At 69.7% G+C, this 24,705-nt stretch carries 20 protein-coding genes; 15 read left to right on the top strand and 5 right to left on the bottom strand.

Going from position 1 to position 24,705, the window contains the following annotated elements:
* Positions 1–10: 10 nt before the first annotated feature.
* Positions 11–895, bottom strand: a complete 885-nt coding sequence (locus J8M50_RS27795) for an NADP-dependent oxidoreductase (RefSeq protein WP_010353910.1) — start codon at positions 893–895, stop codon at positions 11–13.
* Between the two features lie 129 nt (positions 896–1,024).
* Between J8M50_RS27795 and J8M50_RS27790 the strand changes: the two genes are divergently transcribed.
* Positions 1,025–1,438 (top strand): winged helix-turn-helix transcriptional regulator, encoded by a 414-nt coding sequence (locus J8M50_RS27790; RefSeq protein ID WP_010353909.1) that lies wholly within the window; start codon positions 1,025–1,027, stop codon positions 1,436–1,438.
* A gap of 739 nt (positions 1,439–2,177) precedes the next feature.
* Here J8M50_RS27790 and J8M50_RS27785 read toward each other — a convergent pair.
* Entirely contained in the window at positions 2,178–2,669 is a 492-nt protein-coding gene (locus tag J8M50_RS27785) for a hypothetical protein (RefSeq protein ID WP_029183887.1), read from the bottom strand.
* 297 nt (positions 2,670–2,966) lie between these two features.
* Between J8M50_RS27785 and J8M50_RS27780 the strand changes: the two genes are divergently transcribed.
* From J8M50_RS27780 to J8M50_RS27750, 7 genes are all read left to right on the top strand, one after another.
* On the top strand, positions 2,967–3,731 hold the full coding sequence (locus J8M50_RS27780; protein ID WP_010353907.1) for an SDR family NAD(P)-dependent oxidoreductase: 765 nt from the start codon (positions 2,967–2,969) through the stop codon (positions 3,729–3,731).
* Positions 3,732–3,894: 163 nt separating this feature from the next.
* Entirely contained in the window at positions 3,895–4,662 is a 768-nt protein-coding gene (locus J8M50_RS27775) for an IS5/IS1182 family transposase (protein ID WP_029183378.1), read from the top strand.
* On the top strand, positions 4,659–4,841 hold the full coding sequence (locus J8M50_RS50165) for a hypothetical protein (RefSeq protein WP_075693795.1): 183 nt from the start codon (positions 4,659–4,661) through the stop codon (positions 4,839–4,841). Before J8M50_RS27775 ends, J8M50_RS50165 begins: the two co-directional genes overlap by 4 nt.
* A 181-nt stretch (positions 4,842–5,022) precedes the next feature.
* Positions 5,023–5,406: a hypothetical protein gene (locus J8M50_RS27765; protein WP_010360246.1), complete on the top strand. Its 384-nt coding sequence runs from the start codon at positions 5,023–5,025 to the stop codon at positions 5,404–5,406.
* A gap of 50 nt (positions 5,407–5,456) precedes the next feature.
* Positions 5,457–6,301 (top strand): IS5 family transposase gene (locus tag J8M50_RS27760; protein ID WP_370516674.1). Its coding sequence is split into 2 segments (ribosomal slippage): positions 5,457–5,796 and positions 5,796–6,301, totalling 846 coding nucleotides; the frame shifts between segments, so codons are not numbered across the junction.
* Positions 6,302–6,410: 109 nt separating this feature from the next.
* Positions 6,411–7,160, top strand: a complete 750-nt coding sequence (locus J8M50_RS27755) for an IS5/IS1182 family transposase (protein ID WP_010351109.1) — start codon at positions 6,411–6,413, stop codon at positions 7,158–7,160.
* On the top strand, positions 7,073–7,639 hold the full coding sequence (locus J8M50_RS27750) for an LAGLIDADG family homing endonuclease (RefSeq protein ID WP_100216666.1): 567 nt from the start codon (positions 7,073–7,075) through the stop codon (positions 7,637–7,639). Before J8M50_RS27755 ends, J8M50_RS27750 begins: the two co-directional genes overlap by 88 nt.
* 47 nt (positions 7,640–7,686) lie before the next feature.
* Here J8M50_RS27750 and J8M50_RS27745 read toward each other — a convergent pair whose 3' ends face one another.
* A complete protein-coding gene (locus tag J8M50_RS27745; RefSeq protein ID WP_010351107.1) occupies positions 7,687–8,880 on the bottom strand; it encodes an RtcB family protein in 1,194 nt (397 codons plus the stop codon).
* Between the two features lie 232 nt (positions 8,881–9,112).
* Between J8M50_RS27745 and J8M50_RS27740 the strand changes: the two genes are divergently transcribed.
* The 3 genes from J8M50_RS27740 to J8M50_RS27730 all read left to right on the top strand — a co-directional run bounded on the left by J8M50_RS27740 (position 9,113) and on the right by J8M50_RS27730 (position 12,413).
* On the top strand, positions 9,113–9,937 hold the full coding sequence (locus tag J8M50_RS27740) for a hypothetical protein (RefSeq protein ID WP_010351106.1): 825 nt from the start codon (positions 9,113–9,115) through the stop codon (positions 9,935–9,937).
* A gap of 122 nt (positions 9,938–10,059) precedes the next feature.
* Positions 10,060–10,944, top strand: a complete 885-nt coding sequence (locus tag J8M50_RS27735; RefSeq protein ID WP_078480468.1) for a DUF3558 domain-containing protein — start codon at positions 10,060–10,062, stop codon at positions 10,942–10,944.
* Positions 10,945–11,021: 77 nt separating this feature from the next.
* A complete protein-coding gene (locus J8M50_RS27730) occupies positions 11,022–12,413 on the top strand; it encodes a DUF2637 domain-containing protein (RefSeq protein ID WP_010351104.1) in 1,392 nt (463 codons plus the stop codon).
* Between the two features lie 73 nt (positions 12,414–12,486).
* Here the strand turns inward: J8M50_RS27730 and lysS are convergent, their stop codons facing one another.
* The gene (lysS, locus tag J8M50_RS27725) at positions 12,487–14,226 is read right to left on the bottom strand and encodes a lysine--tRNA ligase (protein ID WP_010351103.1); all 1,740 of its coding nucleotides are present in this window, start codon (positions 14,224–14,226) and stop codon (positions 12,487–12,489) included.
* A 126-nt stretch (positions 14,227–14,352) separates the two neighbouring features.
* A complete protein-coding gene (locus tag J8M50_RS27720) occupies positions 14,353–14,943 on the bottom strand; it encodes a hypothetical protein (RefSeq protein WP_223786342.1) in 591 nt (196 codons plus the stop codon).
* Positions 14,944–15,134: 191 nt separating this feature from the next.
* Between J8M50_RS27720 and argS the strand changes: the two genes are divergently transcribed.
* The 4 genes from argS (at position 15,135) to J8M50_RS27700 (ending at position 24,696) form a co-directional block, all read left to right on the top strand.
* Complete coding sequence (gene argS / locus J8M50_RS27715; RefSeq protein WP_010351100.1) at positions 15,135–16,928, top strand: arginine--tRNA ligase; 1,794 nt, start codon at positions 15,135–15,137, stop codon at positions 16,926–16,928.
* A gap of 114 nt (positions 16,929–17,042) precedes the next feature.
* On the top strand, positions 17,043–22,442 hold the full coding sequence (gene fxsT, locus J8M50_RS27710; protein ID WP_010351099.1) for an FxSxx-COOH system tetratricopeptide repeat protein: 5,400 nt from the start codon (positions 17,043–17,045) through the stop codon (positions 22,440–22,442).
* Positions 22,439–23,671 (top strand): CHAT domain-containing protein, encoded by a 1,233-nt coding sequence (locus tag J8M50_RS27705; protein ID WP_010351097.1) that lies wholly within the window; start codon positions 22,439–22,441, stop codon positions 23,669–23,671. The genes fxsT and J8M50_RS27705 overlap by 4 nt, the downstream gene beginning before the upstream one ends.
* Entirely contained in the window at positions 23,668–24,696 is a 1,029-nt protein-coding gene (locus tag J8M50_RS27700) for a hypothetical protein (RefSeq protein ID WP_010351096.1), read from the top strand. The genes J8M50_RS27705 and J8M50_RS27700 overlap by 4 nt, the downstream gene beginning before the upstream one ends.
* The last annotated feature ends 9 nt before the right edge of the window (positions 24,697–24,705 follow it).

Here is a 24,705-nt window from a genome sequence, read left to right as displayed (position 1 = left end):
GACCATCCCTCTACGGGACCAGCACGAGCCTCCCCCCGACCCCGCCCTCCGCGAACCGCGCGTGCGCGGCGCCCGCCTCCTCCAGCGGGTACGTCCCGGCGACCCGGGTCGTCAGCACGCCCTCCTCCATCAGCTTCACCAGCCCGGCCAACTGCGCCCCGTCCGCGACGACCTGCACGGCGGAGGTCCGGACGCCCCGCACGGAAGCGGGCTCGCCGTGCGGCATCACCCCCATATACGCGCCCCCGTCCCGCACCCACCCCAGCGCGGCCTCCCCCAGCACGGCCGTATCGAACACGGCGTCGAACTCGCCCTCCACGGAAGCGGCGAACTCCACGCCCCCGAGCCCCCGGACGTACTCGGCGTCCCGCTCCCGCGCGAGCCCCGTCACCGACACCCCCCGATGCGCGGCGAGTTGAGCGGCGAACGCCCCCACGCCCCCGGCGGCACCGGTCACCAGCAACGACTGCCCGGCCCTCAACTCCAGTGCGTCCAGGCCCTGGAGTGCGGTCAGCCCGTTCAACGGCAGCGTGGACGCGGGCACTTCGTCGACCCCGGCCGGCGCGAGGGCGACCGCGTCGACGGGGACGACCACGAACTCCGCCTGCGCGCCCAGCGGTTGAGAGATCCCGTGATCGAGAGCGACAACCCGGTCCCCCGGCGCCCACACGCTCGCGACCCCGGCCGCGTCCACCACTCCGGCGACGTCCCACCCGAGCCCCACCTGCTTCCCGGCACCCCCGAACATCCCACTCCGTACGGCGACGTCGGCGGGGTTCAGCGCGGCGGCGGCCACCCTGATCCGCACCTCCCGCGCACCCGGCTCGGGCACCTCCGTCTCGACGACCTCCACGACGTCCGGACCACCGAACTCCCGGACCACGACAGCACGCATGACAGCAACTCCCTTAATTCCAGGCCGACTTGGGGAATCTCCCCCGACCCGCTGCCACGACCCTAGGAACAGTTACTATCCGACGGGAAGTAGTTACCCAGGAGTGCGTACCTCCCCGAAAGGTGAGCCATGGCGACCACGACAGCGGCCCAGCGCCAAGCCCAGGCACGCAACGAGTACGACGCGTTCATCAAGGACTGCCCCACGAACCAGCTCCTGGGCCGCCTCGGCGACAAATGGGCCGGCCTGGTCGTCTGCGCGCTGGCCCCCGGCCCCCTCCGCTACAGCGGCCTGGCCCGCAAACTGGCCGGCGTAAGCCCCAAAATGCTCACCCAAACGCTCCGCGCCCTGGAACGAGACGGCATCCTCACCCGCGAACTGACCCCCGCGGTCCCGATCCGCGTCGACTACGAACTGACCCCACTGGGCCACAGCCTCGCCCACCTCCTCACGGCCGTAAAAACCTGGGCGGAAACCCACATGGACGAGGTCCACGCGGCCCGCCAGAACTACGACACAGAGGAAACCCACGGAACGGGTTGAGGGGGCGGGGGCTGAGGCGGGCGGTCCGGGGGGCCGGCGGCTGAGGCGGGCGGCCCGAGAAACCGGCGGCTGACGCGGGCGCTCCAAGGGAGCGGCGACTGAGACAGGCGGCCCGAGAAACCGGCGGCTGACGCGGGCGGCCCGAGGGAGCGGCGACTGAGACAGGCGGCCCGAAGGGCCGACGACTGAGACAGGCGGTCCGAGGAACCAGCGGCTGACGCGGGCGCTCCGAAGGGCCGGAAGCCTGACGCAGGTGGCCCGAGAAGGGCAAAAGCATGACACGGGCAGCCCGAGAAGGCCGGAAGCCTGACGCGGACAGCCCGAGGCCGGGAACTCGACGCGGAGCCTTGAGCAGGCCGAGAACCTGACGCAGGGGGCGTAAAGAGGCACACCACCGCGCCCCACCCCTGAGCCCCCACCCCAGGGGCGCGCCGCGCCCGGACACCCCGGCCCTGCAAGCGCCGCACCCCGGCGAACGCCTCGCCCCGCCCAGAACTCCGGCCCCGCAAGCCCCGTAACCAGGCAAGCGCCGGATCCCAGCGAACGCCGTACCCCGGGGACGCCACGCCCAGACACCCCCGTAACCAGGCAAACGCCAGATCCCGGCGAACGCCGTACCCCGGGGACGCCACGCCCAGACACCCCCGTAACCAGGCAAACGCCGGACCCCGGCGAACGCCGTACCTCGGGGGCGCCGCGCCCGGACACCCGCGCCCCACCACCCCCGTACCCCCGTCCCTCAGAAGTAGTAGACGTCCCCCGTATCCAGCACCAACACCCGCTGCCGATCGTTCTCCCGATTCCGGTCCACCGTCCCCCCGCTCCACACCGTCTCCACCTCCAGCACAACCTCCTCGGGCCGCCCCCGCAGCCGCACCCCCACCTCGATCCGCTCCCCCGCCGCATCCGCCGCGAGCGCCCCCGTACGGCACACCACCTCGGCAGTCCCCACCCGCACACACCCACCGGGCAACCCCTGCATCCCCGCGGCAAGCGGCACGGACCACCGCAGCCGCACGGCAGAGTCGGCAACCCCCGAGGGCCCATGGTTCCGCGGAGCGACCCGCACCTCCATCCGCCCCCCACCCATGACAGCGGCCCCGTGGTACGAGAGATCAGCCTCAGGAACCACCCCCCATACCCCTCCCCCTTGAGGACCAGCCACAGCCACCCCACCCCCGAACACCGAACCCACCACAGCAGCCACCACAGCCGTCAGAACCCTGCGCATACATCACTCCTCGGTCCACCGAAGGTCGTACGGGGATGTATCCCACAGACCCCACAGGACAGGCACCGCCCAACAGGTGAAGCACACCCCACTCAGCTACGAGCACCGCCCACCACCAATCCGCAGCCGCACACCCACCGACCCGCACCCGACGAACCAACACTCACCCCCACCAACCTCAGGGGCGCGGGGAACTGCGCGACCAGCCACAACGAACCCGCACACACCCCCACACAGCCACCCCCCACCCCCACCTACCCTGGAAGAGCCACGCCCGCCCCACCCCAGGAGCCGTACATGCCCTCCCCCGCATCCCGCATCGCCGTAGTCACCGGCGCCAGCAGCGGTATCGGCGCCGAGACCGCCCGCAAACTGGCGGAGGCCGGCTACCGAGTGGTCCTCACCGCGAGGAGGGAGGACCGGATAGAGGCGCTGGCGAAGGAGATCACGGACGCGGGCGGCGCAGCAACGGCGTACACCCTGGACGTCACGGACCGCGCGGCGGTGGACGAATTCGCAACGGCGTTCGAGAAGATCGGCGTCCTGGTCAACAACGCCGGCGGAGCCCTCGGCAGCGACCCGGTAGCAACCGGCAACCCGGACGACTGGCGCACGATGTACGAGACGAACGTCATCGGCACCCTGAACCTCACCCAAGCCCTCCTCCCCAAGCTGGAGGCAAGCGGCGACGGCACGATCGTGATCGTCTCCTCGACGGCGGGCCACGGCACGTACGAGGGCGGCGCCGGCTACGTCGCGGCAAAACACGGCACCCACGTCCTAGCGGAAACCCTCCGCCTGGAAATCGTCGGCAAACCGATCCGAGTAATCGAGATCGCCCCCGGCATGGTGAAGACGGACGAATTCGCCCTGACCCGCTTCGGCGGCGACAAGGAAAAGGCGGCAAAGGTGTACGAGGGAGTGGCAGAACCCCTCACCGCGGACGACGTAGCGGACACGATCACCTGGACGATCACCCGCCCCAGCCACGTGAACGTAGACCTCCTGATCCTCCGCCCCCGAGCCCAGGCCTCCAACACAAAGGTCCACCGGGAACTCTGATGCCGGACCACGAGAACCCCCGCCCCACGAACCACCCCACACCGGACGCCCCGACATCACCCCCCGAGGCACCGACCCCCGAGGTCACCCCGGAACGCGCCGCAGAACTCCGCCGCCTAAGGGCTGTCCCGTAACTGCTGGTCACGGGTGAGATGATCTTGATGTGTCTGGTGTGATCACGGCGTCGGAGCCGTCCTGGATAGCCCCGTTCACCGGGCTGAGCCCCCGCCTGTTCGGCAAGCTGGTGACCGTACTGCGGCGCGAAGGTGCGGATGCGGTCCGCAAGGGCCGGCCGTGGAGCCTCCCGCTGGAGGACCGGGCTCTGCTGGTCGCGGCGTACTGGCGCACGAACTTGACGATGCGCCAGCTCGCCCCGCTCTTCGGGGTGTCCAAGTCGGCAGCCGACCGCATCATCGACCACCTCGGGCCGATGCTCGCGCTCCAGCCCCGCAAGCGGTTCGCCAAGGACACCGTGCTCATCGTGGACGGCACCCTGGTCCCCACCCGGGACCACACGGTCGCGGAGCAGTCCAAGAACTACCGGTACTCGACCAACCATCAGGTCGTCATCGACGCCGACACCCGCCTGGTCGTCGTGGTGGGCCGGCCTCTCGCCGGAAACCGCAACGACTGCAAGGCGTGGGAGGAATCCGGCGCCAAAGCCGCTGTCGGCAAGACCATGACGATCGCCGACGGCGGCTATCCCGGGACCGGGCTCGTCATGCCCCACCGCCGGCGCAAGGGCGAAGACCTTCCGGACTGGAAGGAAGCACACAACAAGTCCCACAAGCAGGTCCGCGCCCGCGTCGAGCACGTCTTCGCCCGCATGAAGACCTGGAAGATCCTCCGCGACTGCCGCCTCAAAGGCGATGGCGTCCACCACGCCATGCTCGGCATCGCCCGGATACACAACCTCGCCCTCGCCGGATAGACGAGCGGCCCGCACGACGGCCAACCACGCCCGAGACAGCTCGAAGATCATTTACGGGACAGTCCTTAGCCCGAGAAACGAAGAACGAACGCCAGGTCTGGATCTACCTCGCCTACTTCTTCTTCGTCATCCACATCATCGCCTTCGTCATGATCTACGCCGTACGCCACGCGAAGTAACCCCTTGGACGTTCCTCTGAAGAAACGACCCACCATTAACCCGAACGGGTGAATCGCGTCGATCACTCGATCGACCCAAGAACAGTCGACCTAGGCTCGCGACACAACACCAGATCGACGGCCCTCAGCCGGGCAACACCCCGGCAGAGTGCCTGACCAGCAAGGGAGTTGACGCTTCCCTATGGCTGAGTGCGAGCCTACGACCCACCAGTTCATGGACCTCACGGTCCCCGAGTACGCGTACATGTTCGGCTTCTTGCAGGCGGACGGCCACCTCGCGCAAGGAGCGGGCAAGAAGGGGCGCCTGCACGTCGAGATCAGCGCCAAGGACATCGAACTGCTCCGCAGCTTCCAGAAGTTGACGCCCTACTACACCAGCATCAGGGAACGCACCCGCTCCACAAACTTCGCCGAGGTCCACACCGCGGCGATCTGGAGCCTCTGCTCCCTGGAAGCCAGAACCAAACTGAACAAGCTCGGCCTGCCCTACGGCCGAAAGTCGAAGACGATAGCCCCGCCGAACGGTCGCTACGAGCACCGTGAGCTCTTTCAGAGTGGCCACTGATCGAGTGACCTAGGTAGTTTCGTTTGGATCAGTCGGTCGTTGGTCCGGGTGTGCCGTTGACTGATGCGCAGTGGGCGCGGATCGAGCCGTTGCTCCCGGACCGGACGCCGAAGCGAGGTGGCCGGTGGCGGGACCATCGTGAGGTGATCGACGCGATCGCCTTCAAGTTCCAGACCGGAACCCAGTGGGTTCACCTGCCGGAGAAGTACGGCAACTGGCGAGGGGTCTACAACCGGCTGCGGATGTGGGCCGTCGACGGCACATGGGAGCGGGTCTTCACCGCACTGGTGGCCCAGGCCGACGCGGACGAGGACCTCAACTGGGCCGTCTCGGTCGACTCCACGATCGTGCGAGCCCACCAGCACGCAGCCGGGGCCCGCAAAAAGGGGCCCCGGCCGGCGAACCCGACGACCACGCCATCGGCCGGTCCCGCGGCGGACTGACCACGAAGATCCACCTCGCTGCCGATGCCCGCTGCCGGCCTCTGGCGTTCGTCCTCACCCCAGGCCAGGCCGGTGACGCACCCGCCTTCACCGACGTCATGGCGCGCCTGCGCGTTCCCCGCCGGCGAGGACGGCCCCGCACCAGGCCGGACCTGGTCCTGGCCGACAAGGCGTACTCCTCCCGCGCGATCCGCGAGCACCTGCGCAAGCGCGGCATCCGCGCAGTGATCCCGGTCCCCGCCGACCAGCGCGCACACCGGCTACGTCGGGGCAGCCGGGGCGGCAGGCCACCGGCCTTCGACCGCGAGACCTACAAGCAGCGCAACACCGTCGAGCGGTGCATCAACCGCCTCAAGCAATGGCGCGGCATCGCCACCCGCTACGAAAAGACCGCCACCATCTACCTGGCCGGACTCCACATCGCAGGCATCTTCCTCTGGTCCGCCCGGTGATCCAAACGAAACGGCCTAGGCCGAGTCGGGATGAGGACCGCAACGCACAAGGCTCCCGCGCCGTTGAGGGAGGTGTTCGAAGTCTCAACCCATCGGCGCAGGAGCCCTGTTGGTTCCCCATCCTGCCGCACTCGACCTGCCGCACGCTCTGGTCGAGTGGGTATCCATGCTCATCGTCACCCGTGAGGGTGACCGACGCTGCAAGCTGCCGCCTCACCAGCGTGCCCTCGTGGGCCTGGTCTATCTTCGCCGCCACGACACGCTCGCGCAGATCGCGGCCGGCTTCGGTATATCCGTCGGCACCGCCCACGCCTACGTCAAGGCCGTCGTCCAACACCTGTCCGGCCGGGCTCCCGGACTGCTGCGGGTCCTGCGCGAGACCGATCCCGACCATGTCCTGCTCGACGGAACCCTCGCCGAGTGCGACCGCGTCGGCGACAGCCGGGCCGACTTCTCACAGAAGCACCGCCGCCACGGCGTGAACGTGCAGGTCGTGACCGATCCCACCGGCAACCTGCTGTGGATCTCGCCGGCGCTGCCCGGCCGCACCCATGACCTGACCGCGGCCCGCACCCACCGCATCATCCGGATCTGCGAACGCCAGGGCGTTCCGATCCTCGCCGACCGCGCCTACATTGGCGCCGGCCCCTGGGTGACCACACCGATCAGACGGCTCCCGAACCGGGACCTCACCACGACCCAGCAGACGATCAACCGGGCGCTGTCAGCGGCACGGGCACCGGTCGAACGGAGCATCGCAAGGCTGAAGTCCTGGCGCATTTTCCGCCGGGCCCGCTGCAGCCCCAATCGCATGACCGCCATCGCCGCAGCCATCCTCACCCTGGAGCGTCAACGCTGAAAAGGCTCCGTGACTACCTACGCGGCCTCATCGACGCAGACGGCTCGGTCGGCTTCACCAGCCAGGGTTTCCCCTTCGTCTCCCTCACCACGGCGAGCACCGCCATCGCGTCCCACCTGCGCGACTACGCACGAGACGTGACAGGAGCCGAACGCACCCTCAAACGCAACGCCCGCGACGACATCTACAACATCCTCTACATCAAAGAAAACGCCCAGAAGCTGGCAGCCGACCTCTACTACCCCGATTGTCTCTCACTGGAGCGGAAGCAGAACGCCGCAGATTCGCTCAGTTCCTGGACCCGTCCGGCAGGCATGAAAATCAAGCCCCCACGCATCGAGTGGACTCCCGAAATGGACCGCATTCTCCTCACCGCACCCACCATCGTCCACGCGGCAGCTGAACTCGGCTACTCCCAGAGCCCTTGCCAGAACCGCCGCTGGAAACTGCTGCACGGCATCGTGCCACTCCCGGACTGAGCGACAGAAATGGGCGCGGCCCACAATCGCCGCGCCCATCGCCGTTCCTAGCCCTTGACGCACACCACCTGCTTCAACTTCGCCACGACCTCCACCAGATCCCGCTGCTGATCGATGACCTGGTCGATGGGCTTGTAAGCCCCCGGAATCTCATCCACGACCCCGGAGTCCTTACGGCACTCCACCCCCCGCGTCTGCTCCTCCAGATCGGCGACGGAGAACCGCCGCTTGGCGGCATTACGGCTCATCCGCCGACCGGCCCCGTGGGAGGCGGAGTTGAAGGCGAGCGGGTTCCCGAGACCCTTCACGATGTAGGACCCCGTACCCATGGACCCCGGGATGATCCCGAAGTCCCCGGAGCCGGCACGGATGGCACCCTTACGGGTCACCAGCAGATCCATCCCGTCGTACCGCTCCTCCGCCACGTAGTTGTGATGGCAGGAAATCTCGGCCTCGAAGGTCGGCTTCGCCTTCTTGAACTCCTTGCGGACGACGTCCTTCAGCAGAGCCATCATCAGCGTCCGGTTGTACTTCGCGTACTCCTGAGCCCAGAAGAGGTCGTTACGGTAGGCGGCCATCTGAGGAGTGTCGGAGACAAAGACCGCAAGATCCCGATCGACAAGCCCCTGATTATGCGGAAGCTTCTGCGCAATCCCGATGTGGTGCTCAGCGAGTTCCTTACCGATGTTGCGGGAACCGGAATGCAGCATCAGCCAGACGGAACTCTCCGTGTCCACACACAGCTCTATGAAGTGGTTGCCGGCCCCAAGTGTCCCCATTTGTCGGATTGCCCGCTCCTCGCGAAACTTCACCGCATCCGCCACCCCATCGAACCGCTCCCAGAACCCATCCCACCTAGCAGTGGCAAGCCCATGAAACTGCCCCGGATCAACGGGATCCTCATGCATCCCCCGCCCCACCGGAATCGCCGCCTCCACCTTCGACCGCAACCGAGACAGATCCCCCGGCAGATCATTGGCGGTCAACGACGTCTTCACGGCAGACATCCCACACCCGATGTCCACTCCCACAGCAGCAGGACACACAGCCCCCTGCATAGCGATGACGGACCCGACAGTCGCCCCCTTGCCGTAGTGGACGTCGGGCATGACGGCGAGCCCCTTGATCCACGGCAGCGTCGAGACATTGCGCAGCTGCTGGAGCGCGACATCCTCGACGGCGGCGGGGTCCGTCCACATCCGAATGGGCACCCGCGCGCCCGGCATCTCCACGTACGACATGACTTCCTCATTCCCCCAGCAACAGAAAAGCGCGCGAACACGACAAAGAACGCCCCAGGACCGGATACGCAAAACCGGCGTCAGAGCCGACGAAACGGATGCCGGACCGGCGTCCGAGGTGTCGCGTGCGATACACATTGTCGTCAGGTGCCACCCTCCCCCGGCAACCGAAATTCCCGCCGGGGGACACTGGAACCCCCCACCGGCACAACCCCTCGCTTAAGGAGCCCCCGTGCAGCGCAAGGCGTACGTCCCCGGCGCGGCAGCCCTCCTCGTGGCGCTGCTGGCCGGCTGCACAGGCGGCTCGGACGACGGCGGCTCGACGGACAACTCGAACCCGGGCGACAGCGGTACGACGAGCGCGGCGGCGCAGCCGGGCCGGTACGCGACGCTCCCGGAGGCGTGCGGCGCGGTCGCCCGGGGCACGCTGGACGCCCTCCTGCCGGGCATCAAGCAGCTCATGGACCCGGCGCAGCAGCAGAAGGCGTACGCGGGTACCCCCACCCTGACGTACGACACGGACCGCCGGGTGGGCTGTCGCTGGAAGGTGGAGTCGACGGCGGCGACGGACCACTTGTCGGTGGACTTCGAGCGTGTGGTCTCGTACGACAACGCGGTGAGCGACGACACACAGGCGCAGGCGCTGTTCGCGAAGAAGCAGATCGCGGCGGACCTCCCGGCCCCGGTGTCCCCGAGCCCGAGCCCGACGCTGGCCTCCCCCTCAAGTACCCCCGGTACCCCCACCCCCAGTGGTACTCCCACGTCCAGCGCTTCCCCCAGCACGAGCGTGTCCCCCTCCCCTACCACCCCTACCGCAGAGGTACAGCCCCGCGTCCTGGACGACCTGGGCGACGAGGCGTTCGTCGACGACGCCCTCACGAGCTCCGGCTCGACGGCGAAGCAGCGCACGGTGACTGTGGCGTTCCGCACGTCCAACGTGATCGTGACGGTCCAGTACGAGGAGCAGCCGGCGACGCTCGGCACGGTCCCGGACAGTAAGGAAATGCAGGACAAGGCCCGGAAACTCGCGGCTCAACTGGCCGACAGGCTCGGCTGACCGACGGCCCGGGCAGCCGCCGTAGGCCCGTCCGCGAAGAGATCGAAAGGAGACCGCACAGCTTCTTCACCGCGTACCGTGGCCCCTCGGACCCGTTCAGACCCGCAGGAACCACCAGCGTCATGAGTGAAGGAACCATGCAGCGACGAGCCCAGCGAGATGACCAGCACGACCGGCGGACGAAGCGCGCCCGGAACCTGAGCCGCGCTCTCGCGGCAGGGGCACTCCCGGTGCTGCTGTTCGCGGCGGGCTGCTCCTCGGACTCGGGCGGCGGTGGCGGCAGCGCCGCGAACGCGGGTGACTCCCAGCAGTCGTCCTCGGGGGGTACGGCGACGACGCCGTCGGACGGCGCTTCCCCGTCCCCCACGCTGAAGGCGGCGGTGTACGCCACGTTGCCGGACGCCTGCAAGGCCCTGTCGGAGGACACCCTCGACGACACGGTGCCGAAGGCGAAGTCGGGCAAGAAGTCGGCGTCGGGCGAGGTGGGCACGCGTTCGGGCTGCACCTGGGACAGCCTGAGCGACAACGGTGTGAAGGGCTCGCAGTACCGCTGGCTCAGCGTCTCGTTGCTGCGTTTCGACTCCAACTCCGTTGCCGGGGACGCCGATCAGCAGGCGCAGAAGTATTTCACCCGGCAGTTGGACGACGCGAAGTCGGTGCAGGGCGCGACGAACGTCAAGTCGAGTGCGGCGGCCGGGATAGGGGACGCGGCGACGGCCGTCAGCTATGACCAGAAGAAGAAGGAAGGCGCCTTCAAGCAGCAGACGGTGGTGACGCGCACCGAGAACGTCGTCGTCACGGTCGACTACAACGGCGCTGGTTTCGCGGGTGACAAGGCCCCGGACCCGGCCGAGTTGATGAAGCTCGCGCAGCAGACGGCGAAGGAAGTCGTTGCGGCGGTGAAGAAGGCCAACGGCGGTACGGTGCAGCCGAGTTCACCTGCGGCGACCCCGCCGGCGAAGCCTTCCGCCACCCCGTCCGCGTCCGCTTCCGCCGTCAAGAGCTGACGGTCCGACGACACGTACGACGCACACATGTGCCACCCTGTTGCGCGCAACGACAGGAAAGCGAAGGGGAGTAACGGGTGGCCGCGCCGATCCAATTGACCCGGATGCACCGCGTGCTCATCGGCGTGGTCGTGGCCGGCGCCGTGGTCATCGCCGGTATCGGCTTCGCCGGTTCCTACGCGGCGGTCCGCGAGCTGGCGATCAAGAAGGGCTTCGGGAACTTCAGTTACGTCTTCCCGATCGGCATCGACGCGGGGATCTGCGTCCTGCTGGCCCTGGATCTGCTCCTGACGTGGATCCGTATCCCCTTCCCGCTGCTGCGGCAGACGGCGTGGCTGCTGACGATGGCGACGATCGCCTTCAACGGCGCGGCGGCCTGGCCCGATCCGCTCGGTGTCGGGATGCACGCGGTGATCCCGGTGCTGTTCGTGGTCGCGGTCGAGGCGGCCCGGCACGCGATCGGCCGGATGGCGGACATCACGGCGGACAAGCACATGGAGGGGGTCCGTCTGACGCGCTGGCTGCTCTCGCCGGTGCCGACGTTCCTCCTGTGGCGCCGTATGAAGCTGTGGGAGCTGCGTTCCTACGACCAGGTGATCAAGCTCGAACAGGATCGCCTCGTCTACCAGGCGCGCCTGCACTCGCGCTTCGGCCGTGCCTGGCGCCGCAAGGCTCCGGTGGAGTCCCTGATGCCGCTGCGCCTGGCGCGGTACGGCGTGCCCCTCTCGGAGACGGCCCCGGCGGGCCTCTCGGCGGCGGGCATAGAGCCGCGGCTGCTGCCCCCGGCGCCGGTGCTCCAGCAGGAGGAACTCCCGGCTACGGCGGCCTCGTTGGCCTCGGCGGCGGAGGGGCAGCGCCCTCAACTCCCCGCGCAGGCGGGCCCGCAGCCCGGGCAGGCGGCGCAGCAGCAGCCGTCGCAGAACCCGGCGGCACCGCAGCAGCAGCCGGAGCAACAGCCGGACGCGCAGCAGGCCTCGCAGCCGGATCCGCAGCAACTCCCGGACGAGCAGCCCGAGTCGGGCCCCGACGCGAGCCCCTGGTTCAAGAAGGCCCCGGCCGAGGTCGCGTACCAGGGTGGCTACGACCCGAACTACAACCCCGAGGCCGCGTACGCCGATTGGTACGCCCAGCAGGTGCAGGCGGAACAGTACGAGGCCCAGTACCAGCAGGAGCCCCCGCCGGAGGAGGTCTCCCCCGAGGAGACCGGCACGTTCCCGATCCCGTCGGGCCCCGGCCGTACCCGCGAACTCGGCGAGGGCGGCGGCACGGAACCTCCCGCGCCGGACGAGGAGTCGTTCTACGGCATCTTCAAGCAGTCGATAGACGGCAGCTACCCCACTCCCCGCGAGTTCAGCGACAACGTCGAGGCCACCCACGGCATCTCCCTCTCGGACGCCGAGGCGAAGCGCATGGTCCTGCGCTTCCAGAACCGCCACACGGCGGAGGTCATGGACGACCACATCGCGTAGAAGGCAGCAAAAAGGGAGCCCCTCTTCGGAGGAGGCTCCCTTTCGCGCGAGCTAGCTACAAAGGACTACCCGGTTACTCCCCGAGCAGTACCCGCACCCGCTCCTGCCCGACGGCAAGCAGCAGCGTAGGCAGCCGAGGCCCCGTGTCCCGCCCGACCAGCAGGTGGTACAGCAGCGCGAAGAACGTCCGCTGAGCCGTCTTGATCTCGGCCGGCAGTTCCTTCGGCGTCGCGTCGGCGGAGAACCCGGCCTGCACCTTGGGTACCCCGTACACGAGGTGGGTCAGCCCGTCGAGGGACCAGTTCGAGGCGAGCCCGTCGAGCAGCAGCCGCAGGCTCTGCTGGGCGGCCTCGTCGAGGGACTTCAGCAGATCGACGTCCGCCTCGGCCCGCACGATGGTCCGCTGGTCGGCGGGCACGTGCGTGTTGATCCACGCCTCCGCCTTGTCGTACCGGGGACGTACGTCGTCGAGTGCTACCAGAGGGTGAGCCGGGTCCAGCTCGGACAGAATCCGCAGCGCCTGGTCCTGGTGCCCGGCGGTGATGTCGGCGACGGACGCGAGCGTCCGGTACGGCAACGGCCGCGCCGTACCACCGAGTTCACCGGCAGCCGTACCGACGGCCCGCGAGTACGCGGCGACGTCCCCCGGCAGAGCCGACCCGTCCTCCACCTTGAGAACCAGCTTGTCCCACTCGTCGTACAGCCGCTGGATCTCCTGGTCGAAGGCGATCTTGAACGACTGGTTGGGCCGACGGCGCGCGTACAGCCACCGCAGCAGCTGCGGTTCCATGATCCGCAGCGCGTCCCCGGGCGTCGGCACCCCGCCCTTGGAGGACGACATCTTCGCCATCCCGGAGATCCCGACGAACGCGTACATCGGCCCGATCGGCTGCTGCCCGCCGAAGATCCCGACGATCTGCCCGCCGACCTGGAACGACGACCCCGGCGAGGAGTGGTCGACGCCGGACGGCTCGAAGACGACGCCCTCGTACGCCCACCGCATCGGCCAGTCGACCTTCCAGACCAGCTTGCCCCGGTTGAACTCGCTGAGCCGCACGGTCTCGGAGAACGCGCACGCGGTGCACGTGTACGTCAGCTCGGTGCTGTCGTCGTCGTACGCGGTGACGGTCGTGAGGTCCTTCTCGCAGTTGCCGCAGTACGGCTTGTACGGGAAGTACCCGGCGGACCCGGTGGACCCGTCGTCCTCACCGGCCGCGCCGGACCCCTCGGCGGCCTCCAACTCGGCCTCGTCCAGAGGCTTCTGGGACTGCTTGGCCGGGGCCTTCTTGGTCCGGTACTGGTCGAGGATCGCGTCGATGTCGGCGCGGTGGCGCATCGCGTGCAGCACCTGCTCGCGGTAGACGCCGGAGGTGTACTGCTCGGTCTGGCTGATCCCGTCGAACTCGACACCCAGCTCGCCGAGCGCCGCGACCATGGCCGCCTTGAAGTGCTCGGCCCAGTTCGGGTACGCCGATCCGGCGGGCGCGGGTACGGAGGTCAGCGGCTTGCCGATGTGCTCGGCCCACGTCTCGTCGACCCCGGGGACCCCCGCGGGAACCTTGCGGTAGCGGTCGTAGTCGTCCCAGGAGATGAGGTGACGGACCTCGCGCCCCCGGCGACGGATCTCGTCCGCGACCAGGTGGGGGGTCATGACCTCGCGGAGGTTGCCCAGGTGGATCGGCCCCGAGGGGGAGAGCCCGGACGCGACGACGACACGTTTGCCGGGGGCTCGACGCTCCGACTCCTCGATGACCTCGTCCGCGAAACGGGAGACCCAGTCGGTGGTCTCGGTGCTCTGAGCCACGATCGGCACGTCCTCTGTGTTCTGGGATTCCTCGGGGAATCACGGCTGACCGTCCCATTCTCCCAGGAGGCACCCAAACCACGAAAACGGGTATCGGCGCCCCCCGAGGGGGACGCCGATGAAGATGCGGAAACCTCAGCCGAAGTTCACCGGGATGTACTGGTCGTACGACCGGTCAGCCGTGGCAGTGAAGTCGGCCCGCGTCACGATCGCGCACTGCACCCCGTTCACCCCGCAGGTCACGCCGTCGGCGATCTGCGGCTTGATCTTGAGGTCGGTCAGGAAGGACCCACCCTCCTGGTAGGGGAGGGTGACCCCGGGGGTACCCGTACCCGTGTCGGTGATCCGACGGGCGGACCCGTCGGTCGACTCCCGCCCGCCGAGACAGGGCGTGGGCAGGGTGGTGTACGTCTCAGGGTGCCCGACGACTACACCCTTGGGTACGACACAGAAGGCCAGGAAGATGCCCTGCGCCCGGTTGTACCCGTACCCGGCGACATCGACGGTCCCGCCCGACGCGGGCAGCGAGGTGTTGAACGCGCCGAGTCGCAGGTCGAACTTCTGACCGTCGGCGGCGGTGGTCACGCGATGCGCGGAACCGAAGGAGGGGGTGGTGTACGAGGCGTACGAGGGCGTAGCGGAGGCACCGGACGCGGTGACGAGAGCGAGCCCGGCGGCAGCGGCCGTGACCAGCGCAGCCCGGAGTTTCTTGGTGGGGGGCTTCATGGTCAACATGACAGTCCGCAACTGATCAGTAGGCAATGGCGCCTGGATTCGTACACCAGACCCACACATCGACCGAAGTGAACGCTTATGTACTCCTTACGCCGGTGACCCTGAGTCCCGAAAATCGCTTTACCGCCCATGGGATACTGGAGGGGTATATCCATCCCCACGAGGAGAACGGCACCCACCCCATGGCCTCGGTCACGTCCCTGAGCGACTCCGTCCAGCAGCACCTCGCGTCCGCCCTCTCGGCCACCCTGCCGGAGGCAGCCGGAGCGGACCCGCTGCTGCGACGCAGCGACCGGGCGGACTACCAGGCCAACGGTGTCCTCGCGCTGGCGAAGAAGGCGAAGGCCAACCCGCGCGAGCTGGCGACGCAGGTGGTCGCGAACCTGACAACGCCCGACGCCTCCCCGGATGCCGCTCCCGCCGTCATCAAGGACATCGAGGTCTCCGGCCCCGGCTTCCTCAACATCACCATCGCGGACAGGGCGATCACCGACAACCTCGCGGCGCGCTACGCGGACGACACCGGCCGCCTCGGCGTCCCGTACGCGCCCCACCCGGGCACGACGGTCGTCGACTACGCGCAGCCGAACGTGGCGAAGGAGATGCACGTCGGTCACCTCCGCTCGGCGGTGATCGGCGACGCGGTGGTCCAACTCCTGGAGTTCACCGGCGAGAACGTGGTCCGCAGGCACCACATCGGCGACTGGGGAACCCAATTCGGCATGCTCATCCAGTACTTGGACGAGCACCCGAACGAACTGGACCACAAGGACGGCGAGATCACCGGCGAGGAGGCGATGTCCAACCTGGACCGCCTCTACAAGACGGCGCGCAAACTCTTCGACTCCGACGAGGAGTTCAAGACTCGCGCCCGGCGCAGGGTCGTCGACCTCCAGGCGGGCGAAGCGGCCACGCTCGCCACCTGGCAGAAGTTCGTCGACGAGTCGAAGATCTACTTCTTCTCCGTCTTCGAGAAGCTGGACATGGAGGTCCGCGACGCCGACATCGTCGGCGAGAGCGGCTACAACGACATGCTCCACGAGACGTGCCGCCTGCTGGAGGAGTCCGGCGTGGCGGTCCGCTCGGAGGGTGCCCTCTGTGTCTTCTTCGACGACATCAAGGGCCCCGACGGCAACCCGGTCCCGCTGATCGTCCAGAAGTCGGACGGCGGCTTCGGCTACGCGGCGACCGACCTCTCGGCGATCCGCGACCGCGTCTTCGGCCTGAAGGCGAACAACCTCCTCTACGTCGTCGACGCGCGCCAGTCGCTGCACTTCAAGATGGTCTTCGAGACGGCCCGCCGCGCCGGCTGGCTCAGCGACGACGTCACCGCCTTCCAGCTCGCGTTCGGCACGATCCTCGGCAAGGACGGCAAGCCGTTCAAGACGCGTGCGGGCGAGACGGTCAAGCTGGAGGACCTCCTCGACGAGGCCGTCGACCGCGCGACCGCCGTCGTCCGCGACAAGGCGGTGAAGATCGGCCTCACGGAGGAGGAGATCGTCGAGAACGGCCGGTACGTCGGGATCGGCGCGGTCAAGTACGCCGACCTGTCGACGTCGGCCGTGCGCGACTACAAGTTCGACCTGGACCAGATGGTCTCGCTCAACGGCGACACGTCGGTCTACCTCCAGTACGCGTACGCCCGTATCCAGTCGATCCTCCGCAAGGCGGACGGCGCGACCCCGACGCCCCACCCGGACCTGGAACTCGCCCCGGCGGAGCGGGCGTTGGGCCTGCACCTGGACCAGTTCGCGGAGACGGTCCTGGAGGTGGCGGCGTCCTACGAGCCGCACAAACTCGCCGCGTACCTGTACCAGTTGGCGAGCCACCTCACGACGTTCTACGACCAGTGCCTGGTCCTGAAGGCCGACACCCCGGCCCAGAAGGAGAACCGCCTCTTCCTGATCGACCTCACGGCCCGCACCCTGCACCAGGGCATGGCGCTCCTGGGCATCAGGACGCCGGAAAAGCTCTGAGGCTCCACACCGCCGGTGCCCTCGGATTCCCGCAAGGGTTTCCCCGAAGTCACCGGCGGTGACAACTCCCCTGCGGCAAAGTACCGTTGACAGCGCGATGGATGCGGGGGAGACATGGCCATCACCGTCGACGAACGAGCCGCGCGCCCGGCCGTGCCGTACAGCGGTACCGCGACGTCGGAACACGACTCCGACGGCTCCCGGCTCCCCGTCGACCCGCACACCGAACAGCCCGCGACGGTGCTCCCGTATGCCGTACGCCAGGCTGCCGCGCGTCTCTCGCCGCCTCCCGGCCTGCACAACCTCCCGCCGCTCCCGGCGGAGCCCTTCATCGGCCGCGAGACCGAACTCGGCCGATTACAGGACGCGTTGCTGTCGAGCGGCGGACCGTCTCCCGCGAGGGACAACGCCGTCTCCCTCCTGGTCGGCGCCGCGGGGACGGGCAAGACCACCCTCGCCCTGCGCTACGCGCACGCGCGACGCGCGGACCCGTACTCCTTGATCTGGCGGATCCCCGCCGAGACGGAGGCCCGGACAGCCACCGGCCTGGCCGAGCTGGCACACCACCTCCACCCGCCCTGGTCCCGTACCGCTTCGCCGAACGAGTGCGCCGAGTTCTCCCTGCTCTGGCTGCACGAGCACACGGACTGGCTGCTGATCTACGACAACGTGGAGCGGCCGGAGCACCTCACCCCCTATCTGGGCCGCCTCCTCGGCCGGGGCCACCAGCTGGTCACCACCCGGCACCGCAGAGGCTGGCCGGACCAGTCCCATCTGATCTCGCTGGACGTCCTGGCCCCCGAGAACGCGTACGACCTGCTCCGCAGGACGGCCGGACTCGACGAGGACACTCCCGCCGACCGCAGGACGGCGGAACGCCTGATCGAGGACCTCGGCTGTCTCCCTCTGGCCCTGGCCCAGGCGGGTGCCTACCTCCGCGAGACCCGTACCGGACTGGCCGGTTACCGCTCCCGGCTGGCCGATGCCGAGGGTCTCGACGACGACACCGACCCGGTCGGCGAGAAGATCGCCCAGATCTGGCGGACCAGCCTGGAGAGCATCCGCCACGACCATCCGCTCTCGGTGCCGCTCCTGCACGCCCTCGCCTGGTGTGCGCCGGAGGCCGTACCCCGCGAGGTCCTGGACCAGTGGCCCGAGCCCCGCCGGGAGGTCGAGGCGGCTCTGGACGCCCTGACGGACTTCCACCTCATCACCTCCACCCCGGCCGGTCTCCTCCTGCACCGGCTGGTCCGCAGCTCTCTCCAACTCGCCGACTCCCCAGGGGCGTTGACGGCCCGTGACGGAATGGAACGCGCGCTCGCGGCCCACCCGTCGGCCGAGCGGACGGTTCTCGTCCACGTCCAGGCGCTCGCCGAGTCCGGTCCGGCCGCCACCGCCGACCCCCGCGTGACGGACATGTACCGCAAGGGTGCGGCGGAGCTGATCTCCCGGGAACAGCACGTCCTGGCGATCCCGTTGATGACCCAGGTGGTGGAGGCCGACACCGTTCTGCACGGCGAGGACGCGGACGTCACCCTGACCGACCGCGACCTGCTGGCGGAGCTGCACGCCAAGGCGGGTGATCCCGCCAAGGCCCTGGGCCTGTGCAAGGACGTCTATCTCGACCGTCACCGGCTGCACGGCGCCGAGGCTCCCGAGACGCTCACCGCCCGTGAACGCCTCGCCTACGCCTACCGCAAGGCGGGGGAGGTGACCCGGGCGGTCACCGAGCTGACCGCGACGGTCGCCCACCGGCAGCGGCACTTCCCCGAGGCTCCCGAGACGCTGACCGCCCGCAGCAGTCTGGCCTACGCGCTCCAGAGCGCCGGGCGTCACGCGGACGCCGTCCGGGAGTTCGAGGCCCTGGCCGAGGTCCTCCCCCGGGTCCTGCCCGCCGACCACCCCGACATCCTCGCCTCCCTCAGCAACCTCGCCTACGCCCACCAGGCCGCGGGCGATCACCGCAAGGCCCTGGACCTGTACGCCCAAGCCGTGGCGGCGCGGCTGAAGGCGCGCGGCGCCGACCATCCCGAGACGCTGAACTGCCGGGGCTGGCTGGCCGCCGCCCACCAGGCGGCCGGTGATCCGCGTACGGCGGTGGCGCGGTACCGCGCGCTGGTCGCCGACCGCACCCGGGTGCAGGGACCCGACCATCCCGACACCCTGCGCTGCCGTCAGCAGCTGGCCTACGCCCTGGCCGGCGCGGAGGGGCACCACAAGGCGCTTCCCGAGTTCGAGTCCCTGGCCGCGGACAGCGCCCGCTTCCAGGGCCCCGACCATCCGGCGACGCTCGACTTCCGTGACGACGTCGCCACGGCCCACCGCAACCGCGCCGACCACGGCCGGGCGGCGACCGCCTACGAGAAGCTGATCGCCGACTTCGTACGGGTCCGGGGAGAGCACCACGTCGAGACGCTGCGCTGCCGGGGTGATCTCGCCTTCACCCGGCAGCTGGCCGGGGACCACCGCGCGGCGATCCGGGAGCGCACCGAGCTGGTCGAGGTCCGTACCCACATGCAGGGCCGGGATCACCCCGACACCCTCACGGCCCACGCCAACCTGGGTTTCGCCCACCGCTCCAACGGCAGCCACGGGCGGGCGATCCAGATCTTCGAGAAGGTCGTCGAGGACCGCACCCGCGTCCTGGGGCCCGCGCACCCGCGCAGCCTGAACGCCCGCCAGTACCTGGCACGGACCCGCCAGCTGGCCGGTGACCACCGTGGAGCGGTCGAGGGGCTGCGGCGCCTGCTGGCGGATCTCGCCGATTTCCTGCGTCCCGGCCATCCCACCGTCCTGAACGCCCGGTCGGACCTCGCCGAGGTGTATCTGGAGGAGGACGACCACCTCACGGCGCTGCGCCTCTTCGAGCAACTGGCCGCGGACCGCGAGGGTTTCCAGGGAGCGGCGCATCCCGCCACCCTCTACACGCGCGAGCGGCTCGGGGAGGCGCACCGGGCCGCCGGGAACCACCGGGAGGCTGCGGAGATCTTCGACGCCCTGACCGCCGACCGTGCCCGGCTCCTGGGTCCCGACCATCCGCAGACCCTGCACACCAGGAGCTGGCGGGCCTGGGTGATGCGCTCGGCCGGCGAGTTCCGCCAGGCCGTGTCGGCGTCCGCCGGCCTGGTGGCCGACCGTTCCCGGGTGCTCGGCGCGGAGGCCGCCGAGACGCTGCACGCCCGCAACGGACTCGCTCTGGCCAGGCTGGGCGCGGGTGACCACGCGGACGCCGTGGCGGACTTCTCCGCGCTGCTCGACGACCGCTGCCGCATCCTGGGCGCCGAGGCGCCGGAAACTCTCCTGATCCGCGAGAACCTGGCCAATGCCTGCTCGGCAGCGGGCGATCACACGCGGGCCGCCGTCCTCTACAAGGAGGCCGTGGCGTCCTGGACCCGGCTGCGGGGAGCCGACCACCCGCGCACGCTGCGGGCCCGCCGCGACCTCGCCCTGGTGCGCCGCACCGCCGGCGCCCACGCGGAGTCCCTGGCCCTGCTGGAGGCCGTCGTGGCGGACGCCGTCCGGCGCGGCGGTCCGCATCGTCCGTCCGTGCTCACGTTCCGCGGCGACCTGGTGTGGGGACACTGCGTGGCGGGTGCCTACCAGCGGGCGGCGGCGCTGGCCGAGGCGCTGCTCGCCGACCAGTCCCGGGTCCGTGGCCGCGAGCACGTCACGACCGTCGGGGTCCGCGCGCAGCTCGCCCACACGTGGATGCGGTCGGGTCAGCACCAGCGCGCGATCATCGGGTTCGAGGAGCTGGTGGAGATCCGTACCCGGCTCGGCGGACCGGACCACCATCTCGCGCTGGAGGCCCGCGCGTCGCTGGCGTCCGCGCTGCGGGAGGGGGTCCATCTGGAGCGCGCGGTCGCCGCCTTCGAGGACCTGGTGGCGGACCGCACGCGGGTGCTGGGCGCGGACCACCGGGACACCCTCGCCACCAGGATCTCCCTGGCCGAGAGCCGGCGGTACGCCGGGGACCGTATCGGAGCGCTGCGCGACCTGAAGGCCCTGCTGTCCGACCACGAGCGCATCCACGGTCCCGACCACATCCGCACCTTCGGGGTCCGCCAGTACCTCGTCTGGACGTCGTCGAGTCCGGCGGAGGCGGCTCGTACCCAGGAGGCGGCCGAGCGGCTGGTGGCGGACTGCACCCGGGTCCTGGGCCCCGCTCACCGGCACACCCTCACCGCGCGCGGCCGGCTCGCCCAGGTGCACTCCGCGCAGGGCCGTACCGCGCTCGCTCTGCGGGAGAGTACGGAGCTGCTGGCCGACTGGACCCGGGCCTCCGGCGCCGATCACGCCGACGTGTTCGACCTGCGCAGGTCCCTGGTGTGGACGCTGCGCCGCTCCGGGGACCGGCTGCGCTGCCTGCGGGAGGCCGAGGCGCTGCTGGCGGACAGCGAGCGGGTGCGGGGGGAGAGCCATCCGAGGACGCTCGATCTGCGGATCGTCCTCGCCTGTGCCTGCTGGCAGGCGGGAGACACCTGGCGCGCCGCCCAGATCCTGACGGAGCACCTCGCGCGCTGCGAGGCGGAACTCCCCGAGGAACACCCTGGGGTCTTCTGGGTACGCGGCCTCCTCGCCTGGCTGACGGCCGACGCGGGGGTGCCGGGACGTGCCGTGCGAACAGCCCGCGAGCTGGTCGAGCACGCCCGCCGGACCTTCGGCCCCGGCCACTGGTACGCGCTGCGTCTGCTCCCGGTCCTCACGCACGCCCTCCTCCAGGACGGTGCGCGGCAGGAGGCGGCGGAGGTCCTCGCGGAGCTGCTGCGCCACTACCCGGGTGGCCTGCCCGACACCGCGCGGGACATCGCACGGGTCCACGAGGAATCCCGTCCGGTCCAGGAGGACGACGAGGAGTCGGTCCGCCTCGGCCGGTTCCTGGACGTCTTCGCGACCGGTTACGAGGCTCCGCTCCCCACGCTCGCCGTCCTGGTCGCGCGCACCCTGGACAGCCCTCGGGAGGCCATGGCTCTCCTCGAAGCGGTGTACGACGGCCGCTCGCGGGTCCTCGGCCCGCACCATCCCAGCACCCTCGAAGCCCTCGCCGAACTCGCCTTCACCTGCCTGGAGTCGGGCATCGACGAGGTCCCCGAGGACGTCGTCGCCCGCCACGCGGAGGCCCTCGGCGCCGACCACCCCACGGTCCAGGAACTCGCCTGGCGCCTGCGCACGGCACGCCCCGCCTGGCGCGCCCGCGTCACCCTCCTGACCGACGAGCCCGCCACGAACACCCCAGCCCACCTGGAACTCCGCCTCGAACGGCAGCGCGGCCGACGGGAGTTGGCGCGCGTGATGGTGATCGCGGGCTGCCGCACGAAGGCGACGGTCGACCCGCCGACGGCGGAGTACGAGCCCGGCGGCGCCCTGCGTTTCGAACTGACCGCGCGTGAACCCGGCGCCCACGAGGTGCACTTCACGATGTACGACCACGCCTCGGGGTTCGCGCTCCAGGAGATCAAGACGGTGGTCGCAGTCAGCGAGGACAGCGAGGAAAGGAAGGGCCCGGCTCGATGACGGTGGACATGGCGGTGGAGACGGTCCGCGACCCGGCCCACGGCTACACGGGGGAACCACCAGGACAGGGCGACGGCGAGCTGCGCGTGATCCTGACGTACCGCAGCGCCGAGCAGCTCCTGATCGTTGTGAAAGGGCAAGAGGGCTGGTTCCGGGCCGACTTGGAGACCCCGGCGACCGTCCTGTGGCAACTGGGCGCGCGGCTGCGGGCGTTGTGGAGCGACCTGGTCGTGCACCACCAGAGCCCGGACGGCTCGTACGGCGAGCAGGTCGGCGGCTACCCGCTCACCGAGACCGTCGACCTCAGCAAGTTCGCCCCTGTCACCGACGAGTTGGTGGCGCGGCTCGCACGCGAGGGGTACGGGCTGCTGACGAAGCTGCTCCACGGCCACAACCCGCGCCTGACCGGCGTACGGGACTTCCTCATGGACGCGCTGACCCGACCCGAGCCGCTGCGCGTGACGTTCGATTCCGAGGTCCAACTCCCCTGGCCGATGCTGGCAGTTGACCCGGGCGGGTGCGGGAGCCCGTGGGAGGCGTTCCTCGGGCACCGGCACCAGGTCGAGCAGAACGACCGGCATCCCTGGGACCACGCGCCGCTCGCCGTGCGCGACCGGGCGGCGACCAGCCTCAACAAGGACACGGCGCTGGACGAGGTGGGCCGGGCGCCCGAGGTGCATCAACTCCTGGAGAACCGGACCCGGTTGACCGTACGGACCAAGGGCAGCGAACTCCTCGACGCGCTCGCCGTGCGCATCCTCGCCGAGGACCTCATGTACTTCTGGTGCCACGGCCACTTCGCGGACAACGGCGCCTCGGGGACGTGCCTGTCGGTACGGCTCACCGACGACGAGCATGTGGACGGCCCCGCGGTCGAGTTCCGGCGCTTCGGCATCCCGCGCACCTCGCAGGCCCGCTTCAAGCCCTTCGTCCTCCTCAACGCCTGCCACACCGGCCGGGCGGGCGCCCCGGGCGCGCTCAAGCACCTCGGCCAGGAGCTGATCGAGATGGGCGCGGTGGGGGTGCTGGCCCCGCAGATCGACGTACCGCAGGTGTTCGCGGCGGAGTACGCGTACGAGTTCCTGGAGTCGTACCTCGCGGGTGAGCGCACCGCCGGGGAGATCAGCCAGTCCCTGGTGCGGGACTTCGCCGAGAAGTACCACAACCCGCTGGCTCTCACGTACGGGTTGAACTGCGGCATCGACAGCAGACTGGACCTGGCCTCGTGAAACGACGCAAGCCCGCCCCCGCCCCGAAGCCCGCCGAGATCGACCTCGACAAACAGGGCCGCCTGACGACGGGCAAGGGCACCCCCGTCCCCGTCAACCGCGTGGCCGACCACCTCGCCACCCTCCTCCCCCTCCCCACCTGGGCCACCGACATCCACGTCTACGTCCACGGCTGGCAGACCCCACCCGCCCAGGCGACGAAAGCGGCGACCCAACTCCTGGGCCAGGCCGTCGAGTTGTACGCGAAATCCCCCGACCGCTACCCCGGCCTCAAGGCCGACGGCTACCGCCCCTGGTGCGTCGTCGTCCGCTGGCCCTCCTCAAGTCTCTCGAAGCTCAAGGGCGGTTACACCCGCATCCGCGACCGCGCGCACGCGATGAGCGCGGAGGGCAAGGGCCACGCGCCGTACGTCATAGGGCACTTGCTGGGGTATCTGGACGGGGAACGCGGCGATCCCAAGGCGCCCCCGGTCCTCGCGGGCCGTTCCGGCAAGTACCTCCACCTGATGGGCCACTCCTTCGGCGGCCGGTTCCTGTGCGAGGCCGTGCAGCGGGCCGCCGAGCCACCGAAGACGCTGGGCTGGAGCACCCCGTACGACCCCCGCCGGCCGTTCACCGTCGACAGCATGCTGATCTTCCAAATGGCCGCCCCACGCGACGCGTTCACGACCCACTTCGACACCCTGTTCCCCACGCCGACCCACCCGGGCGCCCCGCTGCGCGGCCCCCTCGTCCTCACGCACTCCCGCTGGGACCGGGCGACGGGCTTCTGGCACCTGCGCGCCGAGAAGGCGCCCGGCATCGGCCACTCGGGCGCGGGCGCGGCCCCCGTACCGCAGTTCAGTACGAAGCTGCTGCGGACGACCGTCCCCTACCCCCAACTCGCCCTGGACCACCGCCTGGTGAACGTCGACGCGGACTGGCTCTACCGGGGCAGCCCCCTCAACCCCACCGGCGCGCACTCCGACTTCCACCATCCGGAGTCCGCGCACCTCCTGCTCACCCTGGCGGAACGCTCCCGCTGACCGCTGGAT

Source organism: Streptomyces acidiscabies (assembly GCF_020010905.1).
Classification (GTDB): Bacteria; Actinomycetota; Actinomycetes; order Streptomycetales; family Streptomycetaceae; genus Streptomyces; species Streptomyces acidiscabies.
The sequence above is the reverse complement of the archived record's forward strand: the minus strand, read 5'-3'. Positions and strand labels throughout refer to the sequence as shown.